Genomic DNA, 22,025 nt, shown 5'->3' with positions numbered 1-22,025 from the left:
GAAGATTAATGTCTCCTAAATTCTTGAACAATAAATGAATAAAAAAAATTTATATCGCGGCATTCTAAGTTTTTTTATTGCAGGAATTTTCATTTTTACAGGTATCGGCGTTTGGGCGCAACAGAAACCTGTACTTGGTACGATCATCATTGATCCCGGCCACGGGGGCATCGACCCCGGCGCGCATGGGCAATTCTCTACGGAAGCCGCCGTTGCTTTGTCCGTTTCCCTGAAGCTGGGTAAGGCGCTGGCCGCCGAGTTGCCCGAAAGCAAACTTATCTTTACCCGCACCACCGACGAACTGCCTGGTGGGCTGAACAATATTCATGACGCTTTGCGGTACCGGGCCGATCTGGCTAACCAGGCAAAGGGCGACCTCTTCATTGCCATTCACTGTAATGCTTCCGGATCAAGAGCCGGTGGCTGGTATGCCAAACGCGTAGTAGGATATAAAAACCGCACTGTATGGGTGGGCAAAGGGTCGAAAAAACGTAAAAAGACCGTGCGGGTGCCGATCTATGAAAATTATTGGGTTAAAAACAATATGCACGGCACCGAGACCTATATCTGGGCAGCCGATCGTACCGGTTATAAAGGTGAAGCGATTCAATCAACCGGTGAAACGGGTGAAAATGTAGAGGACAGCTCCAATGTGCTCGACCTGAATTCGCCGGAAGCCATGATCCGGGCCCAGCTCTATGAAAAGAAATATTTTGGCAAGAGCCTGCTGCTGGCCACCCTGGTGGAGGAAGAATTTGTGAAAGGCGGCAGGGTCAGTCGTGGCGTAAAGCAACGGAATGAAAAAGGGATCTGGGTGCTGCAGGCTACCGGCATGCCGAGTATCCTGGTGGAAACCGGTTTTATTACCCAAACAGAAGAAGAAGAATATATCAACAGCGAAAAGGGACAGGAAGAAATTGTGACCGCCATTGTGAATGCGATCAAACGATATAAAGCCAGCCTGGAAGGCGGCATTACGCCGGTGCAACAGGCAAGTTCCGTAAACTCAACACCGGAGCCTGTGCAGCCGGTCAGGGCCGATAGTACCGGTACTCATTAACCGGCCTGCCTTTTTACACATTATCTAATTATTCAATTGGTTTTTAGTACTTTTTGAATATTAACGATTTGATAAGCCAATAGCAGCACTATCTTTGCGTTATACCGGAGGAAAGCGTTTTGAATTTTTTATAATCCCCAATCCCGGAAGGATGCTGCAAAAATTATTTTATTGCCTGTTAGGCACCGGACTTTGCCTGGTTGTGTGTTCCTATAGCACAGCCCCTGCCAGCAAAGCCCCCGCCGTGCCGGCTGCCGCAAGGCCGGGCATAAAAACCATCATCATCGATGCCGGGCATGGAGGCCGCGATCCGGGCGCCCATGGCGATTATTCCACTGAAAAAAAAGTTTGTCTGGCCATTGCCCTGAAGCTGGGCGCGAAACTGAAATCAACATTTCCTGAGCTTAAGATCTATTATACCCGCATGGGTGATACATACCCGGAGATAAAAGCCCGGGCCGATTATGCCAATCGCAACAAGGGCGACCTGTTCATTTCCATTCACGCTAATGCCGCGCCCAAGGTAAAACACACCAAATTTCTCGGTTATAAAACGCAGGTTTACTATACGCGCAAGGGTAAAAAACGCATTAAACATACGCGCCGGGTTAAGAACTACAAGACCTGGTACACCGATAACCCAAGCCGCGGCACCGAAACATATATCTGGGCGGCCGACCGTTCCACCATAAAAGGCGATTATGTAGGGGAACGGATGGCAGAAGATGTGGAAGATGGGGAATATGTTCCAGATATCAATGATCCTGAGTTCAAGGCAAAGTCGCTGTTATGGACAAAACGCTTTTTCAACAAAAGCCTCTTGCTGGCCACCCTGGTACAGGAAGAAATGGCCAAAAAAGGCCGGCTCAACCGGGGGGTGAAACAACGCAATGAAAAAGGCATCTGGGTTTTACAGGCGACGGCCATGCCCAGCATCCTGGTAGAGACCGGCTATATCACCCACAGCGCCGACGAAGCCTACCTGAACAGCAAAAAAGGTCAGGAAGATATGGCTGCCGCCATCGTAAATGCCGTCAAACGCTACCAGGGCACCAGTGCGCCTCAGCCTATTTCAAAGACTACCAATAATAGCAGCACATCTAAGACATCATAAACAGTTATCAGTTCACATTTCTCAGTTCTCAGTTCTTGGTTCGCAGTTGAGCGGCAACCGGCGACTGGAGACCGGCAACCGGCAACTGGCAACCGGCGACTCGTAACCGGTAACCGGTAACCGGCAACCGGCAACTGGCAACCGGCGACTGGTAACCGGTAACCGGCAACCGGCGACCGGTAACCGGCAACCGGCAACCTGTTAACTTTTCAACCAGTTAACTTATCAACTCCCTTGTATTTCAATTTTTTATACTTTTGCTACCAATTGACCGTTTTAACAGGGCAACCTTTAAAACTTAACCCGTTCAGATGAACCCCGGACAATACAAGATTTTCACCCGGTGTGAACAATTGTAGGCAGGGATTTGTCTGGCCATTGAAAACATCATAGCAAATTCAGATGAAAATCTCAAATGAAACTAAAGTAGGCGCACTAACCGCAATTGCGATCACTGTGCTTATACTTGGCTTTAATTTTTTGAAAGGAAAAGGCGCCCGTGGCAAAGAAGTGTATGCTGTGTTTCCGAATATTGAGAAGCTGGTGGTATCCAACCCCGTTTTTATTAAAGGTTTGCAGGTAGGTAAGGTCACCAACCTGCAGGAAATTGATAAAAACTTAAGTGGTATCGTGGTTACCATTACCTTAACTAAAGATATAAATATCCCCCGCAACTCGGTTGCTACCCTGAACAGTGAATTATTGGGAAGCACCGGTGTAAATATCTTTTTAGGCAATGGCGGCGACTTTATAAAAGAAGGCGATACCATACGCACCGAGCGTTCCCTGGCATTGACCGATAAATTGCAAAAATCCCTTGATCCGGCTATCAGCAATATCAATAAAACCCTGGCTTCGCTCGACCTGGTATTGCAAAATCTCAATACCATCCTCGATCCCAATACCCGTAACAACCTGCAGGGTATTATAGCCAACCTGGCATCCAGCAGTCATTCATTACAGCAATTACTGGATACAGAATCCGGTATGCTGGCCAAAACGATCGGCAACCTGAATACCATCACCAGCAGTTTTGCGCGTAATGGTCCGAAAATTGACAGTACATTCAATAATCTGCAAACCGCTACCAGTCAACTGTCGAAAGCAAAGATCTCGGAAGCGATTGAAAGTATGCAGAGAACAATGGCCAGACTGGAAGCAGGCATCGCCAAGATCGATAGTAAGGAAGGCACGGTTGGTATGCTGTTAAATGATCGCCAATTGTATGAGGAGGTCCGGCGCACCAATCGCAGTTTGACTATCTTGCTCGACGATCTGCGGATGAATCCCAAACGATATATTAATATATCCCTTTTCGGACCAAAAGATAAAAAGGGGCCATTAAAAGCACCGCTGGATACACTGAAATAACAAGGAAAGCTTTATAAATGATACGATATGTGTTTTGGCCGCTGATAGCGTTGTTATCTTTTGGCAAAGTGCATTCCCAGGTAATTACCACCCGGCCCGGGGCGGATACTATGAAAGTAGTGACGCTGATAAACGCCGACCGGCTCAGCTATAAACACGACTCATTGATCGACCTGCAAATGCTGGCGGGCAATGTTCAGTTACGGCAGGAAAACACCCTCATCAACTGCGATAGCGCCGTGTTAAATAAAAAGACGCGCTTCGTGGAAGCGTTTGGTAATGTGCATATCGTCGACAACGACACGGTCAACATCAGATCGCAGTACCTGCAATATTATGTTGACACAAAAATGGCCTACCTCAAGAACAACGTATCATTAACTGACAGCAAAAGCACCCTGCTCACCAATGATCTTCAATACGATCTGAATACCAAGATCGGCGAATACCACAATGGGGGGAAACTTATCAATAAACAATCGGTATTGACCAGTAAAGAGGGCATTTATTACGAGGAGCTGAAGGATGTATATTTCAAAAAAAATGTAGACCTCAAAGATCCGCAATACAGCCTGAAGACCGATTCCTTGTTATACAATACCGAATCACAAATAGCCACTTTTATCGCCCCTACCACGATCATCGACAGTTCGAAACGAACCATCAATACCAGCGATGGATTTTATGATACCCGCAACCGGAAGGCTTTTTTCGGCAAACGGCCCATACTGAAAGACGGCGCCGTAACCATTATTGCCAATACGATCGATAGCAACGACAGCCTTGGCCTCAGCTTGCTGCGCGGTAATGCGGTATATGTTGATACTGCCCAGGGCGTATCGGTGCTGGCCAATTTTATTGAAGCCAACCGCGACGATGGCACCTTCCGTGCCACACAGCATCCGTTGATGATCATTAAGCAGGACAAGGACTCTATCTATATCACGGCCGACACCCTCTACTCGGGCCGGCTGAGCAAATTGCCGGGTTATAAAGACAGCAGCAACCTGCAAACCGATACCGCCAGACGCATTACACCTAAAGCCAGCCTGGTTAAAGATTCAATTACAAGGGTAAGGGATACCACACTCCTGGCTGCAGATTCGGCCAGCCGGCGAACAGATACTGCTGCGCTGGCGGGTAATGTAGTTAAAAGCAGGGCCGATACAGTTATTGCACAAAAACCGGTCGTGAAAAAGCCGGCTAAAACAACAGTCCCGGCTGCCGCCGCAAAAACACCGGCCAAACCCGCCAGGCCGGCTAAAGAGAATAAGAACGATAGTACCGACCGCTACTTCCAGGCATGGTATCATGTACGTATTTTCTCCGATTCCATGCAGGCGGTATCTGACAGTCTCTTTTATTCAGGCAAGGATTCTATATTCAAATTGTTCCGCGATCCGGTAATGTGGGCCAGCAATAGCCAGATAACCGGTGATACCATATTCCTGTACACGAAAAACAAGAAACCCGACCGCTTATTTGTGTTCGAGAACGGCTTTGCCGTGAACCTGAGCGATAAGGAAATGTATAACCAGATCAAGGGCAACCGCCTGAACGGTTATTTCAAGGACGGGGAAATTGAGTATATGCGCGCACAGGGCAATGGCGAAAGCATTTATTATGTAAAAGATGAGAAGAACTACCTGGTAGGCATCAACAATGCCACCAGCGACATCATCGATATGCGGTTCAAGAATAAAGAACTGAACAAGGTGGTGTTCATCAGTGAAGTGACCGGTACCATGTACCCGGTCAGGCAGGCAACCGAAGAGAACAAAAAACTCCGCAATTTCAAATGGCTCGAAGACCGGCGGCCAAAAACAAAATTTGAATTGTATGAAGATATCAAACCAGTGGTTATAAAAGACTCGCTGGATATGGTGGATTCATTGGAGCTCGCAGATACGTTGAAAAATGAGCAGCTGCCAGCTCCTGTAGTAACGCCCAGGGCAACTACCCGCCAGGTACCTGGTGAATCGCAGCAAGAACCCAAAAAGGAACCGCAAAAGGAGAAACCCCTGTTTAGAAATACTTCAACAGACAGAAATAAACAACAGCCGCGGGACGTTAAAGGAAGGCAGTAGGGACCGGTGATCAAAAAATTAACCAAAACAAATTTGTAATCCTTCTTTATGTACCCCATTCGATTCGCATACTGCCTGTTGGCTTTATGCCTGGTAACCACCTGTACCTACGGACAGCATCCCTATCCTAAAAGCCTGCTCTGGCGGATCTCCGGTAAAGGACTTAAACAGCCCTCCTACCTCTTCGGCACCATTCACCTCACCGATAAACGATTATTCAAGCTGGGCGATTCAGTTTACCGCGCCATAGAAAAAACGGAAGGACTGGCCATTGAGGTAAATCCCGATGAAATGGGCGCTTATTATATCAACAAAGCCATCAATGAAGCGGAAGGCGCCAAACTGCAGGAGCTTTTGTCTGAAAAGGATTTTAAAAAATACAGCAATGCCCTGGCCAAAAAATTTAAAAAACCGGCTTCTGAAATAACCACCGGCGATATTGTTGCGGCAAAGAACAAATGGATGTCTGATTACCTGGAAAAAGGCGAAATGCCTACTTTCCTCGATGCCTACCTGTATAATATTGCCCGCCGCCAGGGCAAATGGGTGGGCGGCGTGGAAGACATCGCCGATCAGGCAGGACTGCTTGACGACCTGGTTGACAAAACGGATATCGACATGCTGCTGGCCGGCGATTCTTCGAACCTGAAAAAAGCCGCCAACAACATGATGGAGCGGATGGTTGAAATGTATATCAGCCAGGACCTTTCAGGTATTGAATCCATCGGCGCCGGCGGATCTGCCCGGGTAAATGACCTGTTGTTGATCAAACGAAATGTGAAAATGGCAAGGCGGATCGATAGCCTTACTACCCTGCGCACCATGTTCATTGCCGTTGGCGCAGCCCATTTACCAGGTGACAGCGGGGTAATACACCTGCTGCAATCAAGGGGTTTTACGGTAGAACCCGTCTTCTCTTCCCAAAAGATCGATGCCGCCAATTACACATTTAAAGAAGTGAAACTACCCTGGAGCGAAAGCGAAGACAAACAGGGCTTTTATAAAGTATCTATGCCCGGTAATGTCATCGATGTAAAGGTGTTTGGTTTTATCGATATGAAATACCTGTTCGATATATTCACCATGTCGAATTACTGCACGATGTCGTTTGTTACACCGTTTACCCCAACCAATAAAGACAGCGCACTACAGGAACTGGCGCAGAGGATGTTTCAGACCAAAGAAAAGATCGCCGGTAAAAATGTAAGCAACAATGGAATTGAAGGCAAGGAATTCATCCATAATCTGAAAGGTGAAAAAATGCGGATCCAGGCATTTGTGCATGAAAACCTGGTGTATGTTGCCTTTATGAACGCGGTTAAAAAAGACATGCTCAACTCTGAAGATGCCGAACGCTTTTTTAAATCGTTCCTCATTACCAAAAAACAACCGGCCAAAACCGGCGCTTTTGCATTTGTCGATTCGGTAATGGGCATTAGTTTTATTTCACCTGCCGAACTCACGTTCAATAAAAAGCTCAGCAACGACCGCGACGGCTGGCATATCAGCGCTTTTTCCGGCGCCGATGTCTCAGGTGGCACTTATGTCATGCTGTTTTCGAAAGATATTCTTCCAGGCCATTTCCTGCGCAGCGATTCCATTGTCCAAAACTGGTTGATCGAAAGCATGAAACCACAATACACCCGTTTACAGGTAGACACTATTCAGCTGCAGGGTTACAAGGGAATTGTACTGAAAGGTGAACATATTGAACAGAAAGGCATTTATATGCAAACCGTATCGTTGATCAGGAACAACCGGAACATCGTGTTGCTGGCCATCAGCGATTCAGCCAATATGCATACGCCCGAAACCCAAAAGATCTTCCATTCCCTGCGCTTCATTCCGGCGCCGGCTAAAACCTGGGAAATACATACAACCCGGGATTCAATGTTTTCGGCCCGTGTGCCCGGAGCATTCAGGAACGAAGATTCAAGTAGTAACGGGTTTATATATTCTTACGATACAACAACCGCCAGCTCTTACTTTCTAACACCCGAGACCCTGCCGAAATATACCTGGTTTAAAAATGACAGCCTCTTCTGGGAAAACACGGTTATGCGCTATACCAGCAACGATATCCTTATAAAAAAGACCTCTATTGTATATGATGGCCGGCCGGCGGCAGAGCTGTTGATCAAAGACGAGGGCGGCGCCTATAAAAGAGGACGCCTGCTGTTGCATGATGATAAAGTGATCTCACTCATCGTTGTAGGCGATAGTAATTTTGTATATAATGCCGATGCCGACACCTTCTTTAACAGTTTTCGCATTAATACCCCGCAGGTAAACAAAGACTTCATTACGCGATCCAAAGCGGGCTTGTTGCTGTATGATCTGGCCAGTAAAGATTCAGCCACTAAAACGGAAGCGGTTGCAGCCCTTGGCAATACTGAATTCGACGAAGAGGATATTCCGCTTTTACAGGAAGCCTTATTCAAACGCTATTCTGCCTTTTATAGTGACGATGAAGCTACGTATACGAATTTGCGGCTGGCCATGATGCTGGGCAGACTGAACCATGCTTCCACTATTTCATTCATTAGGGAAAAATATCCATTGCTTTCGCAGGAGAATGAAAAATTTAGAAATACGGCACTCACTACCCTGGCTAACCTGCTTACCCAGGCCAGCTACGATACACTGGCCAGCTTAATAAAGCAGTATGGCGCACCAAAAGACGCCTTTGAATATCAATTTACGAGCGCACTGGAAGACAGCCTGGCATTAACCGCTTCCATATTCAATACACTTCAACAGCTGGCAAAAGACAGTACCCATGCTCCTCAAATAGCTGGTCTTACCCAGACCCTGGCAGACAGCGGTTTTATAAAAAAGGAAGCGCTGGCATCCCTGCAAAGCGACTTTATTAATGCGGCTAAAAAATTACTGGCGGGCGTAAAAAAAGAAAAGGTGGAAGCTTATACACTCGAAGCCCTGCTGGCTTTGATCGGAAGCTTTAACACAAGCGCCGGCAACGCTGTTTTAAGAAGTTATTTAACTGTAAAAGACCTGGACTTAAAAAAGCAGGCAGCCATAGAACTGATAAAGAATAAACAAACCGTTCCTGCGGAGGTTTTGCTTGCCTTAGCCGCTGATGATAATACCAGAACCATATTCTACAGGGAGCTGAAAGAGCTGAAAAAAACAGCTTTGTTCCCCGCGGTATACGCAACCCAGCAGGCTTTCGGCAGATCGGCTATTTACGCACTCGCCGCCGAGGACTATGAGATAAAAAAGATCAGCTTCCTGGCTAAAAGAACAGCCAGCTTTAAAGGCAAACCCTATACTTTCTACCTGTACCAGGTGGTGCTGAAAGATGACGAAGCGGCTGGTTACCTGGGCATCGCCGGTGGTTATACAGCCGGCAGCACATCCCTGAAGACCGCGATTTATTTGAACGGTTTATACTGGGACGAAACCTACTCCGCCACTAAGGTGAATACCCACTTTAAAGCATTTCTGAAAAGCAGGGAAAAGTACCACGACGCTGAATAAAAGATATAACCATGTTGTGCCTGTTGAAAGGTACAACATGGTTCAGCTTCATGACTGTCTTTATAATGTAACCCGCTGTTTTGTATTGGCCGATCTGTAGATCGCTTCTACGATCCTGATATCCCGTAAGCCTTCTTCACCCGGTACCAGCATGGGTTTCTTTTGCATAATGCTCAACGCATCATCATCCATTTGTTTGGCCTGCTGAAATGGGATGCTGTAAGGATGATTGATGGTGCCCAGTGGACTGGTAGCATTTTGTCCATTGTACGCCGAATAAGGCTGTACTTTAATTTCACCCTTTTCACAGGTAATATTGAGAAAATTAACATTTTCTCCAAAGCTGGTTTTGATATCGGCCATTACACCACCCGGAAATTCCAGGGTGGCAATGGTTGTTTCATCCAATCCGTTTTTATAGATCTCGGGTCGGGTGGTAGAAGTTTGGGCCGAAACGATGGCAATGGGTTCCATACCGGTGCCCAGCCTTGCTCCCTGTATGGAGTATACGCCCATATCGTATAAAACGCCGCCACCCATTTCTTTTTTCTGTTTCCAATGGTCGGTGCGGTTATCGCGATAACCCGCCGCGCAGTTCACTTTCGTGATCTTGCCCAATTGCTTTTCCTTAACGATCTTACGCCAGGCTTGTGTATTGGGCTCGTGGTGCAGGCGGTAACCAATAGCCAGTGATTTTTTGTTTGATTTACAGGCATTGATCATAGCGCTGCATTCTGCTTCCGTTAAAGCCATAGGCTTTTCGCACCACACTTCTTTGCCGGCATTGGCGGCCCTGATCACATATTCCTTGTGCATAGAAGGAGGCAATACAACGTATACCACATCAATATCCGGGTTATTGGCAATGCTATCAAAGTTCTGGTAGTTGTAAATATTTTTATCCGGAATATTGTATTTCTGTTTCCAGGCTTCGGCTTTGGAAGGCGTGCCTGTAACAATACCAGCCAGGTAACAGTGTTTTGTTTGCTGTAATGCCGGAGCCAGTAGATCGGTACTGTAATAACCTAGTCCAACCAGCGCTACGCCGAGTTTATCTTTATAGCGGCGTTTACCGGCGAACAAAGTATCGGGAGAAAGTAAGAGGATGCCGCTGCCAGCAGCAATCGTTTTAATTACACGTCTGCGGGAAATAGTGTTCATTGTAACAGGAATTGAAGGTTCATAATGGCGTCCACTCAGGTGGCAACTGTAGTGAAGTTAAGCTATTTTTAAAACGCAGCATTGTATATGGCAACATTATAGCGTAAAGGCTTGCCTTCGGCGATGGACTAATTATACGTTAAAAAAGGTGTCAACTACTTTAACAGACAGTTAATCAATACCTTTGGCACTATTTTCGTTTTCATTATACAACCCGCCCGATCGACCGGCGGGTGAAACCATTGATCAATACACCAGCTGGTAAGGGTTCAGTTGTGCAGTTTGCTATCGTGGTAATTCCATAGCTGTTTGTAGAGATTGTATTTTATCATTGGAAATCAAAAAATGTTTTTCATGAAGCGGATCTCCATAACCCTGCCCGTTATACTGTTTTTTATGTTTGTATGCCAGCGGGCTGCCGCCCAGGATTACCGGTTTGCAGCTGGTGTACGCCTTAGTAACTCCTCTCCTACTTTAAGCAGCGCCATTTCGGGTAAATTCTTTGCAACCGATAAAACGGCTATTGAAGGCATCGTTGCCTGGGGCAACCGCTTTGGCATTGGTGCATTGCTCGAGATCCATAATAAATTCAATACGCCGGGATTAAGCTGGTTCTATGGAGCCGGCGCCTATGTAGGTTTCCAGGATGGTGACACCTATCTGGGACCTACCGGTATCGTGGGACTTGATTACAAATTCACCAATGCGCCGGTGAATCTATCATTAGACTGGAAACCGGAACTGGATTTTCTGCCGGATATCAACTTTGTACCAGATGCCTTTGCGTTCACGATCCGGTTCGTTATAAAATAAAGCGGAAGGCGAAAACTCCAGGCTGAACGCTTAAAGCAAATGGCAAAAAGCCAGAGCTATTCACCGGAACTGCATTCATTATGACAACACATCCCGCTTGTAGCCGGGGGATGACCGCATCAGCAAATCAGCAAATCAGCACATCAGCAAATCAGCAAATCAGCAAATCAGCACATCAGCACATCGCCATTTGTCACATTAGCTAATTGTGCTATGCTTCTTCTTTCTTATCAAGTACTCCATTTTACATTCTACATAATAAATAACTGCAAAAACCTGCACAAATAGACGAAGGAATGGTTCAAATTCCCTATTTTATGCGTTATTCATACAGATTTAATCCATTTTCTGCGTATTAATGCTGCATTTCAATTTATATTTGAATTGAAACCAACTAACGCATATGCTGAAAAAAGAACGTCAGGCATATATCCTGCACCAGGTTAACCTGCATAACAAAGTACTTTCCTCCCTGCTTAGCCATGAGATCCGTGTGTCGGAAGATACCATCCGCCGCGATCTACAGGAACTCTCAGAAGAAGGCAAACTGATAAAAGTGCATGGTGGCGCCCTTTCTCATTCATTCAACGATGTTATTTACGCCGGTCCCAGCGTGTATTCGCAGGATCAGAAAAGAATTATTGCTGAAAAAGCAGCCGCTTTGATCGAAAACGGCATGTTCGTGCTTACCAGCGGAGGCACTACCATTATAGAAATGGCCCGCGCATTACCGCCCTCCTTAAGAGCCACCTTTATTTCAGGCAGTATTCCGGCCATCCTGGAATACATGCAGCATCCTAATATTGAAGTGATCATGATCGGTGACCGCGTTTCCAAAAATGCCAAGATCACCATCGGCGCAGAAGCCATTGCCAAAATAAAGAACATCAATGCCGACCTCTGTTTCCTCGGCATCAATGCCATCGACATCAAACGCGGTACTACTGAAAACGATTGGGAAATAGCACAGCTGAAAAAGATCATGATCGATTCATCCCGCAAAGTGGTGTGCTGCACCATTTCAGAAAAGATCAATACCCTGCAGCCGATTCACATTTGCAATATTTCCGACATCGACGTGCTCATCACCGAACTGCCACCCGATGCGCCGATCCTGAAGCCTTATATCGATGCCGGTATCCAGGTGCTCTAACTCGCAACCCTCAGGTACAACGAGCTCCAATAACCGTAAAAACCGGCCTGTAACCAACAGGTTCGAAAGCACTTTCCTACTAACTAAAAAAAACAATTTATGAGAAAAGCCCGTTTCCTTGCACTGATGGCGTTATGCAGCTGTTTGATCAGCGCTGCATTTGGCCAATCGATCAGCGGCGAGGTTCACGACAAAGCAACGAACGCCCCTGTTCCCGGTGCTAATGTCATCACTGGTAAAAGCAAAAAAGCCGTTATTACCGATATCGACGGAAAATTCACCCTGGAAATAACCGATGCGGATCAATTTATTGAAGTATCGCATACCGGTTACAAAGCACAACGGATCCCCATCGTTGCCGGCACTGCTACTTACCAGGTCAGCCTGGAAGCCACTTCATCCCTCGACCAGGTGGTGGTTGTAGCCTATGGCACCCAGAAGAAAGTAAATCTTACCGGCGCCATTGCCACCGTTGATGTAAACAAAACCTTTGGCAGCAAACCCCTCAACGATCCTACCAGGGCATTGCAGGGTATTGTACCCGGCTTAACGATCCAATATGGTAATGGTGGATTAACCTCCGACGCCAGTGTATCCATTCGTGGTGTCGGTTCTATCAATGGCTCTGCCCGCCCGCTCATCCTGGTCGACAATGTACAAACAGACGATCTCTCGATCATCAATCCACAGGATATTGAAAGCATTTCGGTACTGAAAGATGCCGCCTCGGCTTCTATTTATGGAGCGCGTGCCGCTTTTGGCGTGGTGCTGATCAAAACAAAATCGGGCCGTAAAAATCAAAAAGCTACTATCTCCTATACCAATAACTTCTCCTGGAACAAACCCACCATCATGCCCGACTTTGCCGATCCGGAATATGAACTGCAGGCAATACACGATGCGGCCGTCAGGGCCAAACTGCAGCCGGAGACGTTTGGCATGAGCCTGCTTAAATTAAGAGACGGCATTGTTAACTGGAAAAATAATTATGCCGGCAAGAATGGCCTCGAAATGGTGAAAGGGGAAGACTGGGATATTCTGCCTGATGGCCGTACTTACTTCTATAAAGTATGGGATCCGAAAAAAGAAATGTTGCATAAATACACCTTTTCTCAACTGCACAACCTGAATATCGCCGGTGGCAGTGAAAAGATCAACTATTACTTATCCGCAGGCTACAGCTATGATGGCGGTATCATGAAAATGAACCCCGATGCCCTAAAAAAATACAATATTACCGCAGGTGTTAATGCTACGGTGACCGACTGGCTCGATGTTAGTGCAAAGACCCTGTTCCGCAACTTCGAATATGAATACCCGTATGAATACCAGAACTACTGGTATTATTTCTGGCGCTGGGGTTCTTATTTCCCCTATGGTACTTACCAGGGTAAATATTTCAGGACCAACTCCGCTTATATGGCAGCAGCCAGCAAAAGCAAAGTCGTAAGCAACTACCAACGGATCGACCTCGGCGCTACCATCAAGATCAGCAAAAAATTAAATATCCGCACCGATTACACCATCGGCCGCGATAACATCCTGCGTAATGAAGCCAGTGGCCCTGTAATCGCCTGGGATTACTGGACAGCCGGCGCGCTTACCCTCAGCGATATCGCCAGTTCACAAAATGCATTATTCTATACAAACGGCCGGTTAAAGGTAAATACACTCAACTCCTTTGCTACTTACCAGGATAAATTCGGCGACCATAACCTGAAAGTGATCGCTGGTATCAATGCCGAAGACAATGAGAATATCAACTACTTCGTATCACGTAAAGGCTTGCTGGATCCATCACAGCCTGAATTCAATACGGCTGCCGGTGACTGGAGCGGCGGCCCCTCTTCTTCCAATGTTCCCAGGGGCTGGAGCCAGAACGGACATGGTCTAAAAGCCTTTGCCGGTTATTTTGGCCGCATCAACTATGACTATAAAGAAAAATACCTGTTAGAGCTGAATGGCCGTTACGACGGTTCTTCATTGTTCCCGCCACAAGACCGCTGGGCTTTCTTTCCCTCAGTATCGGCCGGTTACCGCATCAGCCAGGAAGAGTTTATGGACTTCGCCACACCTTATGTAAGTGATCTGAAATTACGCGCCTCCTATGGTGAGCTCGGGAACCAGGACATTACTTCTAACGGAAGAAGCCTGTACCAAACCATTATGACAGGCACCCAGGCTAACTGGTTAAACAATTCAGGCATTTATGCGCAAAGCATCAGCCAGCCTTCTGCAGTAGCCAAATCATTGAAATGGGAACGCGTGAACACGCTTGACTTCGGTCTCGACGCCCGCATTCTCAATAATCACATTGGTATCACCTTCGACTGGTTCGAACGCAATACCAAGGGTATGATCCAACAGGTAGCTGTACCCGCATCTTTCGGCGTAGCGGGCCCATATGTAAATGCAGGTAATTTCCGCGCCCGTGGTTATGAGATCAGCATCGACGCGAATTATACCATTGGAAAAGACATTGTGCTGTATGGTACCCTTGGTTTCAGCGACTATAAAACAGTATTCACAAAATGGGAAAACCCCAACATGTCTATCAACAGCAGCCTGAACTATCGTGGAAAGACCTATGGAGAGATCTGGGGTTTTGAAACCGACCGGTTCTTTGAATCTGCAGAAGATGTAACCAAATCACCGTATCAAAAGAACCTGGAAACCGGGAATTTTGATTTCGGTCCCGGGGACATCAAATACAAGGACCTGAATAATGACGACACCATTAGCGCCGGCAGAATGACCCTCGAAGACCATGGCGACCTCAAAGTGATCGGCAATACCCAGCCCCGTTATATTTATAATATGCGTATTGGCGGCAGCTGGAAAAACTTTGATCTCGACATCTTTATTCAGGGCGTGGGTAAACGCAGCTGGTGGGGCATTGGCAATACCATTCTGCCCATGTATCAAAGCCTCGATATCTTATATGCCAACCAGATGGATTTCTGGACACCCGATAATACCGATGCCCGCTATCCTTCACCTTACCCCAATAACCAAACCGGTACCATCGGTGGATTGTTGAACGGCAGCAATAACTTTTACCCACAATCGAAATACCTGCTGAACCTGGCTTACTGCCGGTTAAAGAACGTGTCGATCGGTTATAGCATGCCCAACAGCCTCTTAAGCCGCTATAAGATCCAGAAGCTGCGGTTCTATGTGAGCGGACAAAACCTGGCCGAGATCTCAAACGTAGGCGCCCCGATCGATCCGGAGATCACAGACGGCGGATTGAATTTTACGGGTAGAACATACCCCTTCAACCGGCAGTTTTCTTTCGGCATCCAGATCACCTACTAAACAATCAACACTTACAATTTCACGATATGAAATTTAATAAAGCTTATTTGTTCCTATTGATGTTGCTGGCAGGCGCATCCTGTAGCAAATACATTGATAAAGACAATCCCGATACATTAACCGATCCGGAGTTTTGGAAAGATGAGAACAGTGTGCGGGCCTATAACTGGGAATTCTATAATTTATTCCCTGGTTTTGGGAATGGTTCCAGCACCAATGGCGATTTTTACTTTACCACCTTTACCGATGACCAGCTCCCGTCGGGTTTTTCACAATACCAGCAAACCACGCCAGCTACGAACGGCGACTGGACGTTCACCTATATCAGGAAAGCAAACGTAATGCTCGAACGTATTGATGTGGTGGCCATGAGTGATGATGCTAAGAACCACTGGCGCGGAATAGCCCGCTTCTTCAGGGCCCTGCAATACTATAAACTGGTACAAAGCTTTGGCGATGTACCGTGGTATAGCCGTTCTTATGAAGTTACTGATACCGAAGAATTGTATAAACCCCGCACACCACGCAAGCAGGTAATGGACAGTGTGCTGGCCGATCTGAATTTCGCAATAGCGAATCTGCGCCAGGCCGACCTTCCGAACACGGTAAATAAAGATGTAGCCCTCGCCCTGAAATCAAGAGTTTGCTTATACGAGGGTACCTATCGCAAATACCATACACAGCTGGGCCTGCCCGATGCAGACAAATACCTCACGGAATCCAAAGCTGCTTCTCAGGCATTGATGGCCCGCCCATATGTACTTGGTAACAACTACCTCTCTATCTACAACGCAGATAATTTAGCGCCCAACAAAGAAGTGATCCTGTATAAAAGGTATGAACCTACTTATCTCATGCACTCACTTATTGCGTATTTATACAGCAGTACCGTGATCAGTGGCTTAAGCAAATCAGCTGTAGAATCGTATTTGTGCACTGATGGAAAACCGATTTCTGTGTCCCCATTATATGCCGGTGACGACGGCCTCAATAAAGTGCTGGCGAACCGCGACAGAAGATTGCTTTTGTCAATAGATACAACCTACCTGTATTACCTGGGGCACACTAAAAATGGCTTTACGGCCACAACAGGCTACCGCGTGACCAAGTTCTTACCAGATACTACCACTTTAAAACAGATCCAGACCGGCATCAACACCAATGTTACCGATGCACCCTTGTTCTATTTATCGGAAATTTATCTCAATTATGCAGAAGCGGCTGCCGAGCTGGATAATATGGGATTATATACGATTACCCAGGGCGACCTCGATAACACCATCAATAAGCTGAGAGCAAGAGCAGGTGTAGCGCCATTGACAGTAAACCCCGGATTTACCGATACCAAAAAAGATCCGGAGCTGTCCTCCCTTATCTGGGAGATCCGCCGCGAAAGACGGGTAGAACTGATGATGGATGGTTTCCGCTACCAGGACCTCATGCGCTGGAAAAAAGGCCCCTATATGGATAGCAAATTGAACCCTGATATTTTCCTGGGCGCCAAAGTACCAGCCAATCCGGATATCAAAAGAAATGCGCAGGGTTATATTACACCGTATGCCGCTACCAGTCAGCGTGTATTTATTGACCCAAAAAATTATTTATCTGCAGTGCCTACGAACCAGATCCTTTTGTACCCGGCAGACATGCAAAGTTCTATGCAGAACCCGGGTTGGAAATAAACCCAACGCACAGGGTAACAAGCCTGAAGGCCCCTGTTCCGGCTGCGCCGGAACAGGGGCCTTCTTTCATTTGGTGTACGCAGCACATCTTGTGTTAATTAAAAATCCGCCACGCATTACATCTTGCGTTAATAATCGGTAGCTTTATATAAAATGGTGTTTATGAAACCAACGATCATTAACCACCCTTTCCACGTTATACGTTTGGATTATGTGAGCGAAGCGCCCCTGAGTGCACTCGAACAAACAGCCATTGAAAAATACGTCGAACTGCACAACAGCGCAGAGGCGTATAAACAAGTAATAACACGGTTAGAAACATACTATACCTCGGCGGTAAAACCCTTGCAACAATGCCAGCTGATCTTTGAGAACCTGCAGAACGAGTACCTGCTGCTAACACCCATGTTGCATTATCTGGAAGAAGGCGGCCCCTTGTCGGAAAGTGAAATAGAAACTATTGATGAAAGCGAACGCGTTTGTTACGACACCCAGCCCCTGCTTACCGAGTTACATAACTTTAATCGCAGCTTTGATATTTATGTCGAGGGGTTGAAGACTGCCGAGCATGAATATGCGACTACCGAACAACAGCAGGAAAAACTGGAACAGCAATTTGACGAATTTGATGAGCATTATTTCTCGCCCATCATCCGCGATTATAAGAATATGGAGATCGACATTTGCAGTCTTGATGAGAACTTTGACGATTTCAGGGGCGCTTTTTGTGATCTGACCGGGCGGGCCGATAAATTGTATGATACACGCGCCGCATTTCTGGATAAACATATTCAATTACACAACAAGATCGTGGGGCTCGACAAAGACATTGTAGCTCTTTTTGCGGCCATCAATGGAGAATCGAATTGATGGGGTTTTCGGCCATACCGCAGATGCGCCAAAGCAGCTTTTAAGCAGCAGAAAACCGCAAACCGGCGGCATAACAGGCAAAAAGAACCCCATAAACCGCGTTTTCTTTCCGATTTCATGCAATTTTATGCGGCAAATGGTTATATTTGACATGTAACCACATACACTGCATATGCTAAAAAAAGAGCGTCAGGCCTATATTTTGCACCAGGTTAACCTGCACAATAAGGTGCTTTCTTCTTTATTAAGCCAGGAGATCCGCGTGTCTGAAGACACGATCCGGCGGGATCTGCAGGAACTGGCGGATGAAGGCAAGATCATAAAAGTACATGGGGGCGCGCTCAGCCACTCCTTCAACGAAGTTTATTATCCCACTGAAAATGTTTACTCACAGGATCACAAAAAGATCATTGCCAGCAAAGCAGCTACCCTCATTCAAAACGGCATGTTTGTGCTCACGAGTGGCGGCACCACCATTATTGAGCTGGCGCGTGCCCTGCCCCGTCAGTTAAAAGCCACCTTCATGTCGGGCAGCATACCGGCAATCCTGGAATATATGCAGCACCCAACCATCGACGTGATCATGATCGGCGACCGCATTTCAAAAAGTTCCAAGATCACCATCGGCGCCGAAGCCATTGCCAAAATAAAACAGATCAATGCCGATCTTTGCCTGTTGGGCATCAATGCCATCGACCTCAAACATGGCACTACCGACAATGATTGGGAAGTCGTGCAGTTGAAAAAAGCCATGATCCAGTCGGCCCAAAAAATCGTCTGCCTCACCATTTCCGAAAAGATCAACACCTTGCAGCCCATTCATATTTGCGACATCCAGCATATAGACGTTCTGATCACTGAATTACCACCCGATGATCCTAAATTAAAGCCGTATAAAGACGCAGGCATTCAGGTATTGTAACGCATTCCATTAGCACATCAGCTAATTAGCACATCAGCACATCAGCTAATTAGCACATCAGCATATCAGCTAATCAGCACATCGCTCAAGCGGCATTCCCAAAGAAGAGATACGCCAAGATGATCGCTGTAATAACGCCCGCCAGGTCGGCCAGTAACATGGAGCCAATGGCATAGCGGGTATTTTTGATGGAAACGGAACCGAAATAAACCGCCACCACATAGAAAGTAGTATCCGAGGCGCCCTGGAAGATACCAGAAAGGCGGCTTGCGAAGGAATCGGGCCCATTGGCGATCATGGTGCTCACCATCATTCCCCGGGCGGCGCCGCCGCTTAATGGACGGATCAGCGCGGTAGGCAGTCCATCTACAAAACGGGTATCGGTGCCCAGGAATGCAAAAAAGTTCTTGATGCCTTCCATGATCACATCGAAAGTACCGCTGGTGCGCAGCATGCTTACCGCCACCAGGATCCCAACGAGGTAAGGAATGATGCGGATCGCCGTTTCAAAACCATTTTTCGCCCCGTCTATAAAAGCGTCAAATACGTCAATTTTTTTATATACCGCCCCCAGCACGATCAACAGGAACACCACCAGGATCAGCCCGTTGCTCAACACGCTCGAAAAGAACTGCACGCCATTGGCATCGAGGGTCGTTAGGTACCAGACGAGCAGGCCCACCGCCGCAGATATGCCTGCGATCCACGTGATGATAACCGGCTGCAGCAAATTGATCTTTTGCCGGAAAGAAACAATGAACATGGCCGTCATGGTACCCACAAAGGTCACGATCATGCAAGGCAGGAATACATCTGTAGGATCACTCGCATGCTGGGCCGCCCTTACGGCAATAACACTTACGGGGATCAGGTTAAAGCCCGCGGCATGCAAACAGAGGAACATGATCTGGGCATTGGAGGCCACCTCTTTTTTCGGGTTCAGCTCCTGCAGGCTTTGCATGGCCTTCAGGCCGAAAGGCGTGGCCGCATTATCGAGCCCCAATAGATTGGCTGAAAAATTCATGATCATATGGCCCATGGCCGGATGGCCCTTCGGTACTTCGGGAAATAGTTTTGAGAAGAATGGTCCGATAATGCGCGACAAGAGGTTAATACCCCCGGCCCTTTCCGCAATACTCATAAAACCCATGAAGAGGGCCAGGATGCCGATCAGTTTCAAACAGAGATCTACCGCATCCCAGCAGGTGTCTACAATACCGTTGGCAGATTGTACCCTTACGGCCACCACTTTATCGGCTTCCTTGCGGTAGATCAGGTCGCCCTGTTTTACCCGGCCCATGGTATCCAGGGCTGCTGCCAGCGAAGGTTCAGCCGCAACCACAGGCATTTCTTTAACCTGTACAGAATCCCCCCGTTTTCCTACGACCATGGAACTGAAAACCTGCTTTTGACCACCGGCGAGAAATTGAATACCAGCAACTAAAATGGAAACAATGATAAAGGCACTCCAGATGCGACTTAATGCCATAAGGGAAATAAGATTAAGCGCTCAAGATAAAGGAATCCGGCCATATTTTATCACCCCGTAATACCCTATCTTTGCGCCCCGAAAACAGTTCTAAGTTCTAAGTTCTGTGTTTCGAGCTGGTTGCGTATTAGGCCGGCCATTGATCGTGAGATCGAAAGACGGCAATAACCTCAAACCACAAACCACAAACAATAAACTAGTAAAATGGCTTTACAAGCAGGAATCGTAGGATTACCGAACGTTGGGAAATCGACTTTATTTAACGCAGTGAGCAACAGTGCCAAAGCACAAGCCAGCAACTATCGTTTCTGTACCATCGATCCGAATGTTGGACTGGTTGACGTGCCCGACGCCCGGTTGCAAAAGCTGGCAGAGCTGGTGCATCCCGACCGTATTGTTCCTACGCAGATCGAAATTGTGGACATAGCCGGCCTGGTGCGTGGCGCCAGCAAGGGGGAAGGATTAGGTAATAAATTCCTGGGTAATATCCGTGAAGTGGATGCCATCATTCACGTGATCCGCTGTTTTGAGGACGAGAACATTTTACGGGACGAGGGCGCCATTAATCCTGTAGGCGATAAAGAGATCATCGATATTGAATTACAGCTGAAAGACCTGGAAAGCGTTGACAAGAAACTGAGCCGTATTGAAAAGCAGGCCCGCCTCGATCCCAAGCTGAAAGTGGAATATGACGTACTGGTACGTTGCAAAGAGCACCTGGAAAAAGGCAAAAGCATCCGCGAAATGGGATTGACCAAAGAGGAACGCCTGGCCATTGCCGACCTCTTCCTGCTCACCGAAAAACCGGTGCTTTATGTGGCGAATGTAGATGAAGCCAGTATGCATACCGGTAATAAGTTCTCAGCTGCTTTGCAGGAAGCCGTTAAAGGCGAAAATGCACAGGTGATCATCATGAACAATAGCATTGAAGCCCAGATCAGTGAAATGGAAGATCCGGCCGACAAGCAGATGTTCATGGAAGAATACAAAATGACCGAACCGGCCCTCGACCGCCTGATCCATTCAGCTTATAAATTACTGAACCTGCAAACTTACTTTACTGCCGGTGTACAGGAAGTACGCGCGTGGACGATCCACGAAGGCTGGAAAGCCCCGCAGGCCGCCAGCGTTATTCACACCGATTTTGAAAAAGGTTTTATTAAAGCCGAAGTAATCGCTTATAACGATTATATCACTTATGGTTCAGAAGCCGCTTGCCGCGAAGCCGGTAAATTGCGCATTGAGGGTAAGGATTATGTGGTGAAAGATGGCGATGTGATGCATTTCAGGTTTAATGTATAAATTCAATACAGGAACTTTTTATAGCGGTCGGGGCTGTGCCCTGACCGTTTTTTGTTTCATTATTTATTACAAAAATGGTTGCTTGGCACTTTAATAATTCTTGTAGTAATGATCATGGGCTTATATGCCACTATTCATTTAAAATAAGTTCTCACATTATCTGCACTTCCCCCGGCATTATATAA

At 46.9% G+C, this 22,025-nt stretch carries 14 protein-coding genes; 12 read left to right on the top strand and 2 right to left on the bottom strand.

Going from position 1 to position 22,025, the window contains the following annotated elements; translation table 11 throughout:
* Positions 1 to 34 precede the first annotated feature (34 nt).
* The 5 genes from JT717_RS13225 to JT717_RS13205 all read left to right on the top strand — a co-directional run bounded on the left by JT717_RS13225 (position 35) and on the right by JT717_RS13205 (position 9,130).
* Positions 35 to 1,060 carry an N-acetylmuramoyl-L-alanine amidase family protein gene (locus tag JT717_RS13225; protein WP_205510956.1) on the top strand — a complete coding sequence of 342 codons (1,026 nt, stop codon included), beginning with the start codon at positions 35 to 37 and terminating at the stop codon, positions 1,058 to 1,060.
* A gap of 151 nt (positions 1,061 to 1,211) precedes the next feature.
* Positions 1,212 to 2,174 (top strand): N-acetylmuramoyl-L-alanine amidase family protein, encoded by a 963-nt coding sequence (locus JT717_RS13220; RefSeq protein WP_205510955.1) that lies wholly within the window; start codon positions 1,212 to 1,214, stop codon positions 2,172 to 2,174.
* A gap of 402 nt (positions 2,175 to 2,576) precedes the next feature.
* Complete coding sequence (locus tag JT717_RS13215; protein WP_205510954.1) at positions 2,577 to 3,545, top strand: MlaD family protein; 969 nt, start codon at positions 2,577 to 2,579, stop codon at positions 3,543 to 3,545.
* A 17-nt stretch (positions 3,546 to 3,562) separates the two neighbouring features.
* A complete protein-coding gene (locus JT717_RS13210; RefSeq protein ID WP_205510953.1) occupies positions 3,563 to 5,632 on the top strand; it encodes an OstA-like protein in 2,070 nt (689 codons plus the stop codon).
* A gap of 48 nt (positions 5,633 to 5,680) precedes the next feature.
* Complete coding sequence (locus tag JT717_RS13205; protein ID WP_205510952.1) at positions 5,681 to 9,130, top strand: TraB/GumN family protein; 3,450 nt, start codon at positions 5,681 to 5,683, stop codon at positions 9,128 to 9,130.
* Between the two features lie 60 nt (positions 9,131 to 9,190).
* Here JT717_RS13205 and JT717_RS13200 read toward each other — a convergent pair whose 3' ends face one another.
* Positions 9,191 to 10,291: a Gfo/Idh/MocA family protein gene (locus JT717_RS13200; RefSeq protein ID WP_205510951.1), complete on the bottom strand. Its 1,101-nt coding sequence runs from the start codon at positions 10,289 to 10,291 to the stop codon at positions 9,191 to 9,193.
* A 354-nt stretch (positions 10,292 to 10,645) separates the two neighbouring features.
* On the opposite strand from JT717_RS13200, the gene JT717_RS13195 reads away from it, so the two are divergent.
* The 6 genes from JT717_RS13195 (at position 10,646) to JT717_RS13170 (ending at position 19,049) form a co-directional block, all read left to right on the top strand.
* Positions 10,646 to 11,104 (top strand): hypothetical protein, encoded by a 459-nt coding sequence (locus tag JT717_RS13195; RefSeq protein WP_205510950.1) that lies wholly within the window; start codon positions 10,646 to 10,648, stop codon positions 11,102 to 11,104.
* A 403-nt stretch (positions 11,105 to 11,507) separates the two neighbouring features.
* On the top strand, positions 11,508 to 12,257 hold the full coding sequence (locus JT717_RS13190; protein WP_205510949.1) for a DeoR/GlpR family DNA-binding transcription regulator: 750 nt from the start codon (positions 11,508 to 11,510) through the stop codon (positions 12,255 to 12,257).
* Between the two features lie 99 nt (positions 12,258 to 12,356).
* Positions 12,357 to 15,575 carry a SusC/RagA family TonB-linked outer membrane protein gene (locus JT717_RS13185; RefSeq protein ID WP_205510948.1) on the top strand — a complete coding sequence of 1,073 codons (3,219 nt, stop codon included), beginning with the start codon at positions 12,357 to 12,359 and terminating at the stop codon, positions 15,573 to 15,575.
* 26 nt (positions 15,576 to 15,601) lie between these two features.
* Positions 15,602 to 17,257 carry a RagB/SusD family nutrient uptake outer membrane protein gene (locus tag JT717_RS13180; RefSeq protein WP_205510947.1) on the top strand — a complete coding sequence of 552 codons (1,656 nt, stop codon included), beginning with the start codon at positions 15,602 to 15,604 and terminating at the stop codon, positions 17,255 to 17,257.
* Positions 17,258 to 17,419: 162 nt separating this feature from the next.
* Positions 17,420 to 18,127 (top strand): hypothetical protein, encoded by a 708-nt coding sequence (locus JT717_RS13175; protein ID WP_205510946.1) that lies wholly within the window; start codon positions 17,420 to 17,422, stop codon positions 18,125 to 18,127.
* Between the two features lie 172 nt (positions 18,128 to 18,299).
* Positions 18,300 to 19,049, top strand: a complete 750-nt coding sequence (locus JT717_RS13170) for a DeoR/GlpR family DNA-binding transcription regulator (RefSeq protein WP_205510945.1) — start codon at positions 18,300 to 18,302, stop codon at positions 19,047 to 19,049.
* Positions 19,050 to 19,134: 85 nt separating this feature from the next.
* Here JT717_RS13170 and JT717_RS13165 read toward each other — a convergent pair whose 3' ends face one another.
* On the bottom strand, positions 19,135 to 20,538 hold the full coding sequence (locus JT717_RS13165) for a nucleoside recognition domain-containing protein (protein WP_205510944.1): 1,404 nt from the start codon (positions 20,536 to 20,538) through the stop codon (positions 19,135 to 19,137).
* A gap of 204 nt (positions 20,539 to 20,742) precedes the next feature.
* Between JT717_RS13165 and ychF the strand changes: the two genes are divergently transcribed.
* Positions 20,743 to 21,840: a redox-regulated ATPase YchF gene (gene ychF / locus JT717_RS13160; protein WP_205510943.1), complete on the top strand. Its 1,098-nt coding sequence runs from the start codon at positions 20,743 to 20,745 to the stop codon at positions 21,838 to 21,840.
* Positions 21,841 to 22,025 lie beyond the last annotated feature (185 nt).

This window comes from Longitalea arenae, from assembly GCF_016924755.1.
In the GTDB taxonomy this organism is placed as follows: Bacteria; Bacteroidota; Bacteroidia; order Chitinophagales; family Chitinophagaceae; genus Niastella; species Niastella arenae.
Note: the sequence above shows the minus strand (reverse complement) of the source record. Positions and strands in the feature narration are given on the sequence as shown.

Coding starts and splice junctions, on each gene's coding strand:
- JT717_RS13225 (WP_205510956.1), top strand. CDS start 35: ATGAATAAAAAAAATTTATATCGCGGCATTCTAAGTTTTTTTATTGCA.
- JT717_RS13220 (WP_205510955.1), top strand. CDS start 1,212: ATGCTGCAAAAATTATTTTATTGCCTGTTAGGCACCGGACTTTGCCTG.
- JT717_RS13215 (WP_205510954.1), top strand. CDS start 2,577: ATGAAAATCTCAAATGAAACTAAAGTAGGCGCACTAACCGCAATTGCG.
- JT717_RS13210 (WP_205510953.1), top strand. CDS start 3,563: ATGATACGATATGTGTTTTGGCCGCTGATAGCGTTGTTATCTTTTGGC.
- JT717_RS13205 (WP_205510952.1), top strand. CDS start 5,681: ATGTACCCCATTCGATTCGCATACTGCCTGTTGGCTTTATGCCTGGTA.
- JT717_RS13200 (WP_205510951.1), bottom strand. CDS start 10,291: ATGAACACTATTTCCCGCAGACGTGTAATTAAAACGATTGCTGCTGGC.
- JT717_RS13195 (WP_205510950.1), top strand. CDS start 10,646: ATGAAGCGGATCTCCATAACCCTGCCCGTTATACTGTTTTTTATGTTT.
- JT717_RS13190 (WP_205510949.1), top strand. CDS start 11,508: ATGCTGAAAAAAGAACGTCAGGCATATATCCTGCACCAGGTTAACCTG.
- JT717_RS13185 (WP_205510948.1), top strand. CDS start 12,357: ATGAGAAAAGCCCGTTTCCTTGCACTGATGGCGTTATGCAGCTGTTTG.
- JT717_RS13180 (WP_205510947.1), top strand. CDS start 15,602: ATGAAATTTAATAAAGCTTATTTGTTCCTATTGATGTTGCTGGCAGGC.
- JT717_RS13175 (WP_205510946.1), top strand. CDS start 17,420: ATGAAACCAACGATCATTAACCACCCTTTCCACGTTATACGTTTGGAT.
- JT717_RS13170 (WP_205510945.1), top strand. CDS start 18,300: ATGCTAAAAAAAGAGCGTCAGGCCTATATTTTGCACCAGGTTAACCTG.
- JT717_RS13165 (WP_205510944.1), bottom strand. CDS start 20,538: ATGGCATTAAGTCGCATCTGGAGTGCCTTTATCATTGTTTCCATTTTA.
- ychF (WP_205510943.1), top strand. CDS start 20,743: ATGGCTTTACAAGCAGGAATCGTAGGATTACCGAACGTTGGGAAATCG.